We start from the raw sequence: 11,022 nt of genomic DNA, 5'->3' as shown, positions 1-11,022 counted from the left end.
CCGGCGCTCGACAACAAGATAGTCTGCGTATCGGTGAGCTTCGTCATGCTGGTCTCCATCGATGGAGCAGCACACCGCTGCTCCCACCAGCATCAGCCCCATCCGACAGCATCGGTGGGGCGCGCCGCAGGCCTTACCCGCGACTCAAGGTCCAGCGCTGTTCGCTCTGTTGGCGAGCGAAGTCGAGGGAGTACCTCGGCCAGCTTTACCAACACGGGAATCTCGTTTGACGAAGCCCGTTTTCGGCCGAAGGCGTGCGGCGCCGTTGCCAACAGTGCTGTGACGGTCTGGCTTTGACTGGATATCGCGAGGCCAGCGCAAGGGCGCTAATCGCTGCTATAACTCTCGTCATCTGAATAATGTCATCGATCCCGGCGCAGAGGGGTCAGACAACCGCAAGTCCTCATTTCATTTCACCAATGGAAGTAAATTCCACCATTGAATGTTCCGATGGTAAGTTTATTGTCGTCTCGACGGCATCACCGGGCCGCGGAGAGGGAATGCAGAAGATGACGGCTCCGCTCGAAATGAGGCGCAGAGATGCCTTGTTAAGCCTTTCAGCTTTGGCGGCAAACGCAGCCCTTACTGGCGGGGCGTCTGTTGCATACGCCGCCGAACCAACGCGACCGACAGTGGATACTATGCTGTGGTACGCCCAGCCGGCTGCGACTTGGGTCGAGGCTCTACCGGTCGGTAACGGCCGGATCAGTGCGATGGTCCACGGCGGGACGGACAGCGAATATCTCCAACTGAACGAAGATACTCTGTGGGCCGGAGGGCCCTACGATCCGGCTAATCCAACGGCTTTGGCGGCGTTGCCGGAAGTACGGCAGATGGTGTTCGATGGCCGCTATGCTGAAGCGGCGGAGCGAACAAAGGAACGTCTTATGGGCACGCCGATGCGGCAGAGCCCCTATGCTACGATGGGATCGCTGGTAATCGACCGGGCAGGTTTCCGCGGTGTGCCGCCAGGACGCTCGCCGACGGGTACGTCGAGCCCCGTGACACCATTAGAGGCAGCGACGCCACTGCCGGGTTATCGCCGCGAACTAGACCTGGACGGTGCAATCGCGACGACGCGGTGGGAGAAGGACGGCGTAATCTACAGGCGCGAGGTTTTCGCCTCCGCGCCCGACCAAGTGATCGTCGTGAGACTATCTGCATCCTCGCCGGGCCATATCGACGTCGATCTCTCGCTGGCCAAGCCGACCGAGCGGTCGCAGGTGAGCACACCGAGGCACGACGAGCTCTTACTCGTTGGACGCAACGAGCCCGCAAACGGAACCGAAGGCGCGCTGCTCTATGAGACCCGCGCACGGGCGATACCCATTGGTGGCACGGTGGAGAGGGTCGACGACCAATTGCGAGTACGGAGCGCCAACGAACTGACCGTGCTTGTGGCGATGGCAACCAGCTATCGGCGTTTCGATGATGTCAGCGGCGACCCTGCGGCCAAGACTATCGCGCAGATCGCAAAGGCCGTCGCCGTTGGCACGGCGGCAAAACTGGTCGCGCGGCATCAGGCGGACCATCGCGCACTATTTCGACGCGTTTCTCTGGACCTCGGCCGGACCCCGGCCGCCGACCTGCCGACCGATCAGCGGGTTCGTTCTGGCGAAACCGGTCAGGATACCGCGCTCGCCACGCTCTACTTCAACTACGCCCGCTATATGCTGATCGCTTGTTCACGCCCAGGGAGCCAGCCGGCAAACCTCCAAGGTATCTGGAACGACACCAACCGTCCGCCTTGGGGCGGCAAGTACACCATCAACATCAATACCGAGATGAACTATTGGCCGGCAGAAATAACCGGCCTGCCCGAGTGCGTCGAACCACTGGTTCAGATGGTCAAGGAAATCGCGATCACTGGCGCACGCACCGCCCGCGTGATGTACGGAGCACGTGGTTGGGTCTGCCATCATAATACTGACCTATGGCGGGCGACAGCGCCGATCGACGGACCGAACTACGGCATGTGGCCGATGGGCGGCGCTTGGTTGTGCACCCATCTATGGGATCGGTACGATTATGGTCGCGATCGGGCGTATCTTCAGTCCATTTACCCGGTACTGCACGGCGCGGCGTTGTTCTTCATCGACGTGCTGCAGAAAGATCCAAAAAGCGGCTTCCTGGTCACCAATCCGTCAATCTCGCCAGAATTAAGCCATGGCCATGGGTCAGCTCTGTGTGCAGGGCCAACGATGGACATGGCGATCCTCCGAGACCTTTTCGACCAGGCTGCACAAGCTGCCACCATCCTGGGTCGCGACGCAGCTTTCGTACGGACGCTCCGCCAAACGCGCGAGCAACTTGCGCCGTACAAGGTCGGTGCGCAGGGACAACTGCAGGAGTGGCAAGAGGATTGGGATGCCGACGCCCCTCAGCACCACCGCCACGTTAGCCATCTGTACGGGGTTTATCCGGGTCACCAGATCAGCACGGAGGGCACACCCCGTCTTGCCGATGCCGCAAAGCGGTCACTTGACCTGCGCGGTGACGAGGCAACGGGCTGGGCGACGGCTTGGAGGATCGCACTATGGGCAAGATTGCGAGACGGTAATCGCGCGTACGACATCCTTCGGTTCCTGATCGGTCCCAAGCGCACCTATCCCAACATGTTCGATGCTCATCCGCCATTCCAGATCGACGGCAACTTTGGTGGGGCAGCGGCAATTACCGAAATGCTGATGAGCGGAGCAGAGGACAAGATCCTGCTGTTGCCCGCCTTACCCGACGCCTGGCCTGACGGCGCGGTTCGCGGCCTGCGCGCACGCGGCGGCGTCGAAATCGACATTACGTGGCGTGGCAAACGGCTGACTGAGGCCAGGCTGTCGAGCAAGATAGACGGAAAACGCACGATCAGCCACGCAGGCGTAACACGCTCCGTTATGCTGCGTGCAAACCGGGCCATTAAGCTGACGGGTGAGGATCTGCGCGTGTCCTAAGCGCCCCCGGAGCGCTCCGCCTGAATTTTAGCAGTCGCCTGCCGCGCCCGCTTACCCTTGATGTCGAAGGACAGACCACATGATGGGCATGGACAGACGTACGGCACTGGCGGTGGGCGCGGCGGGGCTGGCGCTTCCCTTCATCCCGTCGACCCATGCTGCACCGTTGCTGGGTGATATACCGGACCACGACTGGCGCCTGTGGATAGATCGTGAGGCGCCGTTCGCCGATGATCGCCTGTTCCTGCCCGACGACGTCGATCTGGCGACGCTGCCCGTCACTCCGCCAACCGGGGGCTGGAACGCGTTATGGGGCGGTGCGGGCATACCGGTCACCCTGCCGACGACGGTCGAGGAACATCACTGGGGCGACTTCGGCACGCGGCCCTATACCGGTGACGAATACCGCTACGCCGAGGACGATGCCGTGCCGCAGAACGGCGCTTATCGCGGTGTATCGTGGTGGTGGCGAGAGATCGACATTCCGACGTCGGCACAGGGGCAGCGCGTGGTGCTGCACATTCGCGGCGCGCGTCTGCGCGCGGAGGTGTTCCTGAACGAACGGCTGGTCGGCTACTCGATCATGTCGGAACTACCGATCCACTGCGACCTGACCACGGCGATGCGGCCCGGCGGCCGCAACCGGCTCGCAATCCGCATCACCAATCCCGGTGGACGGTACGACTGGCGCGATTCGACGACGATGGGTTGGGGCGCGGTGAAGTTGTTTGCCTCGCACGGCTTCGGCGGCATCGATCGCGGCATGACGCTGTCGGCGCATCCGCTCGACGCACACATCCGCGATGCGTGGGTGCTCAACACGCCCGACCCGCGCGAAGTGACCGCCCACATGGAGGTGGTGTTCGCCACGGCGCCTCGTCGCCTGCCGACGCGCGAGAGCGTTCAGTTGATCGATGCCGACGGCACCGTCGTGCCGGCAACGGTGAAGAGGGAGAGCGCGCACCTCGACGGCAATGTCGCCACCATCGTCTTTCGACTGCGCGCCGCCGATGCAAAGCTGTGGACGCTGGCGGATCCCAATCTCTACCGCATCCGCTTCGGCTGGGACGACGACACCCGGCTCGCCCAATTCGGCTTCCGCTGGTTCGCGGTCGATGGCGTCGGCACCAATGCGATGCTTCGGCTGAACGGGGATCGCATCAAGCTCTATTCGGCCATCTCCTGGGGCTATTGGGGCTACAACGGACTGTGGCCCACCCCCGAACTTGCGACCCGGGAAGTGACGGCAGCCAAGGCACTCGGCCTCAACGCCCTGCATTTCCATCGCAACGTCGGCAAGGAGGAAGTCTTCGCCGCGCAGGACCGCATGGGGCTGCTGCGGGTCATGGAGCCTGGTGGCGGTCGCCACGCGATCGGCCGCGACCTGAAACCTGGCGAGACGCTTTCGAACGCGGACCGGTTCAGCCGCGACTTCACGGTTGCAAAGTGCGTGGCGATGGCCCGAACGTTTCGCTCTCGTCCCAGCCTCGCCCACTATACCCTGCAGAACGAGATCGGCGCGAACCTTGCCAACCCCGACGTGCAGCGCGTTCTGAAGGCGATCCACGATACCGACCCCAGCCGCACCGTTATCCTGAACGACGGCTTCGTCGGCCGGGGTGCGGCACAGGCAATGTATCTAGCCTATGATGACCATTATTGCCGTTCCGACGTCGAGCCACACGGCGGCTGGTGGGTCAATCATCAGGGTGCGGGTGACCAATGGTACGACCGTTTTTATCAGTCGAAGGACAGCTACATCCACCGCCAGACGGGCAAGCCGTTCATCGTCGAATTTGGCGAGATGCAGGGCTGCGCGGTCGCCGATAACCATGCGAAAATCGTTGCCGAACTGACCGCGCGCGGCGGCAAGGGGTACGACATCGACGACCACCGTGTGATCCTTGCGGGGACGGAGGCGTTCCTCGACCGCTGGGGATTTCGCAAGGCGTTTCCGAGCTTGGAAGATCTGTTCCTGTCGATCGGGCGCAAATGCTATGACGCATGGGAGAATTACCACGACAACATCCGCATCGGCGATGCGGTCGACATCGCCGCGATCAGCGGATGGGAAACGACGGCGATCGAGAACCACTCAGGCATCGTCGACAATTTGCGTCACTTCAAGGCCGACCCGGCGATCATACGCCGCAGCCTGTCGCCACTGCGCCCGTGCGCGAAGCAACGGCGACTGGCCTATGACGTTGGCGAGGCGGCCGAGGTCGATCTTTACCTGTTCAACGACACCAACAGGGCGGTCCCCGGCACGCTGCGCCTGTCGGTTGTCGCGCCGGACGGGCGGCAGCGCATGGTCGGCACCTATCCGGTTCCGCTGCACGAACGCGATGTCTTCAGTTATCTGATCGCAGAAAAGGTGATGCTGCCAGCATTTACCGAGGCCGGCGAATGGCGTGTGCGGTTCGTCCATTCCGTCACGCCCGATGCGCCGTTCGAACGTGCGTTCTGGGTGGTCGCGGCAGCTCCCCGCCTGCCTCGGCGACCGCGTATCGCCCTGAGTGGAATCGCACGGTCGCTGCGGCTGAAACTGACGACGATGAACGATGCCATCTTCGAGGATTTTGTGAAGGGCGGGCGCTACGACGGCATCATCGCCTCCGGTTTGAAAGCGGACGAAATCGCGCGGCGAAATATCGGCGAGCAAACTGGGCTGGAAGCGCAGCCAAAGACGGGCGAAAAGCCTAAGCTTGCGCTCGGCGAACTGCCGGCGGACGTGCTTGCCGCGGTGAAGAGTGGCACGCCGCTGATCGCCCTGGTGCCTGAGGACGGGCTGGCCGACGGGGTCGCGCGGCAACTCGCCGCCCTTGGCCTGTTCCGCTATGAGGGACAGGTCGGCAATTTGCGCGCGCCGTGGATGGGCAATTGGAACTACCTGCGCGCGCATCCGCTGTTCGCTGGCATCCCCGCCGACCGCGCGACCAGCGTCTGGCATCAGGTGGAAGGGCAGCCCTCGAACGGCCTGCTGGTCGATGGCGAGACCGTGGAGGTCATCGCCGGCTACAGCCGCGATCATGATCGTCGCAACGGCGCTGCGAGCCTGATCGCGCGCAAGGACGGCATGCGCGTGGTCGTGCATCGCATGCCCGACATGGTCGCCCCGTTGCAACGGCGGCTGCTGGCGAACATGATACGCTGGCTCGCGGATCGCGACGACTGACGTTCGTTTCCTCACACCTGGCGCACCGGTCGATAAGCAAAGCGGCGCAGCCGAGACTGAGCGATCGCATGCTCGGCGCGCGCCAGAATGTAGCGGTCGCTACACGCTGCCACCGTCAAGCTGCGCTACGGTCGACAAAACTATGGCCTGCGTATCGGTGAGCTTGGCATGCTGGTCTACATAGAGACGGAGCAGCATGCTGCAGCAGCAGCCGTAGTCAACGGCAAGGGTAGGGCGCGGCGCGGGGACATCCGCTCGCGGACCAGCGTCTCGCGCTGTTCGCTATGTAGGCAAGGGCGAGTGCATGCTTCCCTTAAATCCTTGTTTTGATTAAAGTCCTTTGGGGTCAACGACGAAGCTGTCCTGGATCTACGACATCGTTGCTGGGGTGCGGCACGATCGAGCTTGTCGGCGCAGTGTGACGGCCAAGAACCCAGTCGTCGAGCTGCTCCAGCGTCTGTGATGCCAGCGGCGAAAAGCGTTCGGACGTCATATGGTCGATCAGTGATCGGCGCAGCGATGCCCGCCCAGGGCGATCCTGCTTGGGGTCTTCGCTCAGATCGAAAGCGCTGACCATCAAACGGCCGCCGCCGACACGTACGTCGAAAGCCAGGGCTGTGCGCAGGCTGCGGTTCCAGTCATCAATCGGCTGGACAATCGGACGAATGGTCCGGTCCAGCGCCTCAATGTTCATCGCCGTGGTCCCCTCGATCAGATCGACCCATTGCCAGTCGCAGTGGGCTTCTGTCGGAAAGCCTGCGAGCGCATGGTGCTCGACGTCGTTCAGCAAACCCAGCATCCAGGCCCGGCTCGGGTTCATAAGCCGGTTCCAGAAAATCGGTACGGTCGTCATTGCCAGGTCCGGATTGGGTTTCGGCGGATTACCCGACAGGAACAGCACACGTTTGTCCTCGGCCAGCGCGGTGCGCGCGATCGCCCAGTCCTGCGTAACAACGATGCCTTCGTTCGCTTTGGCGAGGGGCGACGACGGATAGACCCAGATCGACCAGCGATTGCGGATCGGCGTGCCGGCAAGTTCCAGGATCAGTTCGTACGCCGCAGGAGACGGCAGGCGCGACAGGTCGGCCGTTATTGTCCCGAGCGGTATGCTCTTTCCGCGTGGTGCGGCACGCTTGGGCATCGTTCCCGACGGTGCTGTCAAACCTAACGCACCAACGTTCCGAGTATCCAAGCTAACGTGTTCTTCAGGGGTAGTGCGCCATGCCGGTCGTGCTGTCAGTGCTGCGAACTTGCTCGGCTTGGTTCTGGGAACAGAGCCGTTCGCCTGCCGAAGGGCAGGCGAACGGGGCATAAACTCGCATCGGGTGCGCCCAGTGCAGTTGCTTTGACAGCGCCACTTGAAGCTGTCAGTGCTGCGAACCCGCTCGGCTATGTTCTAAGAACGCCGCCGCCTGTCTGCCGATGCGCAGGCCGTGGGGAAGAACTTCGCGCTGAGTTCGTATGGGGCCGTCGCTTTGACAGCACCCTTAATCTTTAACGCCACCTCTTCGATCGCGAGCTCCGCAGAAAACGGCGCTGTGCCGCCCTGCCAAAGGGACGTGTCCCTGCAAGCTAGCTCCCTACCCTCAAACAGCGATCCGCACGTGTAGAAACCTATGAGCATTAGACTGACAGCGCCCCTTGGGAGGTGAAAGGCTTTACGGCGAACCTGGAATTATCACGGCAAATTAAATTCACAGCACTGATAGCGAGCATTCACATAGATTTATTTTCTCGTCGATCAGGCAATGTACGCCTTACCCGGCTGCTGGGTTGATACGCTCCAGCGGCTTGGCAAAAGGATATCGTTTGCGACGGATACCTGACGTTCTGGCCATCATGGTCGCTCAAATACATGAAGCGCAGAAACTGATCGCGAAGGGCGACGCCGCGACGTTCGCATCGTTGAAACCCATCCGACTGCAAATGGCGGGCGCGGCTACAGGATGCTTCATAGCCTGTCAGCATGCGATCGATCAGAATGGATTGGTCAACAGCGACATGCATCTTGTCAGAGACGGATGGGAGCGTCTCGCGGGCCGGATGCGGGCGATCACAGCGGTCTATCAGTCGCCCCAGCATCCGGAATGGTTGGATTATACAGCCCAAGCAAGATCGCTCATGGCCGACCTTCTACGCCATATCGCCCTCACCCGGCGGGTAATCCTGGTAATGGATAGCGACGAGGCACGCCGTGCGTGCGTTCGATGATGATCAGTCGCCTGTTGTACATCAGCGATGCCCGGATATCATTTGACCGGCAGGTCGCAGATATTGTCGAGCGATCGCGGCTATGGAATGCGCGGGTAGAGATCACGGGCGCGCTGGTCAGGACCGACCGGCATTTCGTCCAGTTCATTGAAGGGCCCGCCGAATTCGTTGATGATATGGCACGAAAGCTGGCGTGCGATAACCGTCATGCGAACATGCGCATCATCGATACCGGGATCGATGACCGACGGCGGTTCTCGAAATGGAGCCTGGCCTATTCTGGACCGGACGACTTCATCGATCAGCGGCTTGTCGATCTGGTAACGGTGGACACCGGAAAGGACATCGGCGTCATCGCGCATCACCTGACGTCGTCGCTGGTTGGTATGGCAACGTACGGTTGAGCCGGATGCTGCGGCTATCATCATTGCCCAAGGGGCGGGCCCGGCACCCTACATCGGCACCTCCATCGTCTTCCTCGCATCTGATAGGTCGCACCGTAATTTTACGAAGCCGGTGCTTACCAATTGGTACGGAAAGGTTTGCCAACCAGCGCAAAGGAAGGAGCGCGGAATGGCGTTAGAGTCTCTATTGTATATCAGCGAGAGCACAATCGCGCCGAACGATACCGATCTCGAGGTGCGTCGCATTGTTGCCGCCGCTCGCTTAGTTAATCAAACCCTCGAAATCACAGGCGCGCTGCTGTTTACGGGGACCCATTTCGCGCAAGTCCTTGAGGGGGCGCCTGATTCCGTCGAGCGGCTTATGGCGTCGATCAGGCGCGACCCGAGACACCACGAGGTCGTTATCGTCGCTCGCGAGCCGCTCGAGACAAGATACTTTGCGGACTGGAGCCTCGCGTATAATGGCCCCTCACAGTTCGTCTCCAGGCATGTCACCCGGCTGCTGAATAGTCCCTTGCCGACGGAGATGCGCCGCTCCGCTGACTGGTTGGCCGAGTTGCTATTTGAGTTTTCAGCTAAGCGATAAGCACAGCAAAAACTTCAGCCACCACGTTTCAGGACTTTGCCGCAAACGTGATCACACGCTGCAGGGGGCGCTGTCAGAGCAAATGCACCAGCTGGTAAGCGCTACCGATTAGATTGGTGAGATGCCCCGCCCGCGCAAGCCAGCCAGTCCGTTCCGCTACTTCAACTCGTCGCCGGAAGTGATCCGGCTGGTAGTGTTGATGTACGTGCGCTTCCCGCTGTCGCTCCGGAACGTAGAAGACCTGCTGTTCGAACGCGGCATCGACATCTGCCACGAGACCGTCCGCATGTGGTGGAACAGGTTTGGGCCGATGTTCGCCGGCGAGATCCGACGCCAGCGGGTGAGCCGTATGCGGGGCTTCCGGCACTGGCGATGGCACCTCGACGAGATGTACGTGAAGCTGAACGGTGAGATGGGCTCCGTCAAACCAAATGCACTGATCAGTAAGCAAGGCGGGGTAGGGGCTGGACATGCCTCGTCCCTGCAAGCCAGCTTCGCCGTTCCGCTACTTCAACTCGTCCCCTGAGGTGATCCGGCTGGTCGTACTCTTGTACGTTCGCTATCCGCTGTCTCTGCGGAACGTGGAGGACCTGCTGTTCGAGCGCGGGATCGACGTTTGCCACGAGACGGTGCGGCTCTGGTGGAACCGGTTTGGGCCGCTATTTGCAGGGGACATCCGCCGCCAGCGGGTGAGCCGCATGCGCGGCTTCCGGCATTGGCGTTGGCACCTGGACGAGATGTACGTGAAGCTGAACGGCGAGATGGTCTACCTGTGGCGAGCGGTAGATCATGAGGGCGAGGTGCTCGAGAGCTACGTCACGAGAACCCGCGATAAGGCTGCAGCACTCGGCTTCATGAAGAAGGCGCTCAAGCGCCACGGCTCGCCGGAAGCGATCACGACCGACGGCCTGCGCAGCTACCGCGCGGCCATGAACGAGCTTGGCAATCGCGAGAAGCAGGAGGTCGGGCGCTGGGCCAACAACCGGGTCGAAAACAGCCACCTGCCGTTCCGACGACGAGAGCGCGCAATGCTGCGGTTCCGACAGATGAAGACGCTGCAGAAATTCGCCTCCGTCCACGCCAACGTCCACAAGCACTTCAGCCTGGAGCGCCACCTTATCGACCGACAGACCTACCGGGAACGACGCTCCGCCGCGCTGGCGGAGTGGCAGACGCTTGCCAGCTAGGCCGCGACCTTCAAAGACCGACGTGCATCATGTGGAGAGCGGTTCGCTTTAGACTGACAGCACCCTTTGGTGCCTTAGCCGATTGGAAACCGACCCAGGTTCCAACGCCACGCGGGCCTTTTACCTGCTGGATCACGTAGACAAGTTCGCCAGCTGCGAGACGCATTGCTGACGGAAGGAACTGACGATCGAAGGCGTTCCCCGTATCGGCCCAGAAGCCTTCCACTTCGACGATGTCCTTGCTCTCGGTGCGGTAGACGGTGGTGATCTCGGCCACCCGGTCGGCATAATCGTTTACCTGAAAGTCGCTGTTGCTCATCGTGTGCCGTGTCCCCGTCGCATCACGCTCGAAGAGCGTAACGAGAGCAACCTTCGCGACGAATTCATGCAGCAGTGAGGCGATCGGTGCTGTCAAACGTAATGCACCTCCGCCGCCGCAACGGGGGCATACGATATTTTTATCGGCGTTCTGGCATGCAGACGAAGCTGTCAGTGCTGCGAAACCGCGCGGCTA

General features: G+C 61.5%; 8 protein-coding genes and 1 pseudogene. 7 read left to right on the top strand and 2 right to left on the bottom strand.

Annotated features, from left to right (window positions below):
* Positions 1-641 precede the first annotated feature (641 nt).
* Positions 642-2,945 carry a glycoside hydrolase family 95 protein gene (locus ACX40P_RS13740; protein WP_459126917.1) on the top strand — a complete coding sequence of 768 codons (2,304 nt, stop codon included), beginning with the start codon at positions 642-644 and terminating at the stop codon, positions 2,943-2,945.
* Between the two features lie 88 nt (positions 2,946-3,033).
* Positions 3,034-6,120, top strand: coding sequence for a sugar-binding domain-containing protein (locus ACX40P_RS13735; RefSeq protein WP_459126916.1), 3,087 nt, complete (start codon positions 3,034-3,036; stop codon positions 6,118-6,120).
* A 346-nt stretch (positions 6,121-6,466) separates the two neighbouring features.
* Here the strand turns inward: ACX40P_RS13735 and ACX40P_RS13730 are convergent, their stop codons facing one another.
* Entirely contained in the window at positions 6,467-7,261 is a 795-nt protein-coding gene (locus ACX40P_RS13730) for a hypothetical protein (RefSeq protein WP_459126915.1), read from the bottom strand.
* 698 nt (positions 7,262-7,959) lie between these two features.
* Between ACX40P_RS13730 and ACX40P_RS13725 the strand changes: the two genes are divergently transcribed.
* From ACX40P_RS13725 to ACX40P_RS13705, 5 genes and pseudogenes are all read left to right on the top strand, one after another.
* Entirely contained in the window at positions 7,960-8,331 is a 372-nt protein-coding gene (locus ACX40P_RS13725) for a hypothetical protein (protein WP_459126914.1), read from the top strand.
* Positions 8,328-8,735 (top strand): BLUF domain-containing protein, encoded by a 408-nt coding sequence (locus ACX40P_RS13720; RefSeq protein ID WP_459126926.1) that lies wholly within the window; start codon positions 8,328-8,330, stop codon positions 8,733-8,735. Before ACX40P_RS13725 ends, ACX40P_RS13720 begins: the two co-directional genes overlap by 4 nt.
* Positions 8,736-8,904: 169 nt before the next feature.
* Complete coding sequence (locus tag ACX40P_RS13715; protein WP_459126913.1) at positions 8,905-9,321, top strand: BLUF domain-containing protein; 417 nt, start codon at positions 8,905-8,907, stop codon at positions 9,319-9,321.
* Between the two features lie 121 nt (positions 9,322-9,442).
* A pseudogene (locus ACX40P_RS13710) lies at positions 9,443-9,733 on the top strand (IS6 family transposase); the annotation flags it as partial.
* A gap of 58 nt (positions 9,734-9,791) precedes the next feature.
* Complete coding sequence (locus ACX40P_RS13705) at positions 9,792-10,508, top strand: IS6 family transposase (protein ID WP_459126912.1); 717 nt, start codon at positions 9,792-9,794, stop codon at positions 10,506-10,508.
* A 10-nt stretch (positions 10,509-10,518) separates the two neighbouring features.
* Here the strand turns inward: ACX40P_RS13705 and ACX40P_RS13700 are convergent, their stop codons facing one another.
* Positions 10,519-10,923, bottom strand: coding sequence for a hypothetical protein (locus ACX40P_RS13700; RefSeq protein WP_459126911.1), 405 nt, complete (start codon positions 10,921-10,923; stop codon positions 10,519-10,521).
* Positions 10,924-11,022 lie beyond the last annotated feature (99 nt).

It is taken from the genome of Sphingomonas sp. RS2018, from assembly GCF_054489605.1.
Note: the sequence above shows the minus strand (reverse complement) of the source record. Positions and strands in the feature narration are given on the sequence as shown.

Bases quoted from the DNA above. Each gene is read 5' to 3' on its own strand.
- ACX40P_RS13740 (WP_459126917.1), top strand. From the start codon at position 642: ATGCTGTGGTACGCCCAGCCGGCTGCGACTTGGGTCGAGGCTCTACCG.
- ACX40P_RS13735 (WP_459126916.1), top strand. From the start codon at position 3,034: ATGGACAGACGTACGGCACTGGCGGTGGGCGCGGCGGGGCTGGCGCTT.
- ACX40P_RS13730 (WP_459126915.1), bottom strand. From the start codon at position 7,261: ATGCCCAAGCGTGCCGCACCACGCGGAAAGAGCATACCGCTCGGGACA.
- ACX40P_RS13725 (WP_459126914.1), top strand. From the start codon at position 7,960: ATGGTCGCTCAAATACATGAAGCGCAGAAACTGATCGCGAAGGGCGAC.
- ACX40P_RS13720 (WP_459126926.1), top strand. From the start codon at position 8,328: ATGATGATCAGTCGCCTGTTGTACATCAGCGATGCCCGGATATCATTT.
- ACX40P_RS13715 (WP_459126913.1), top strand. From the start codon at position 8,905: ATGGCGTTAGAGTCTCTATTGTATATCAGCGAGAGCACAATCGCGCCG.
- ACX40P_RS13705 (WP_459126912.1), top strand. From the start codon at position 9,792: ATGCCTCGTCCCTGCAAGCCAGCTTCGCCGTTCCGCTACTTCAACTCG.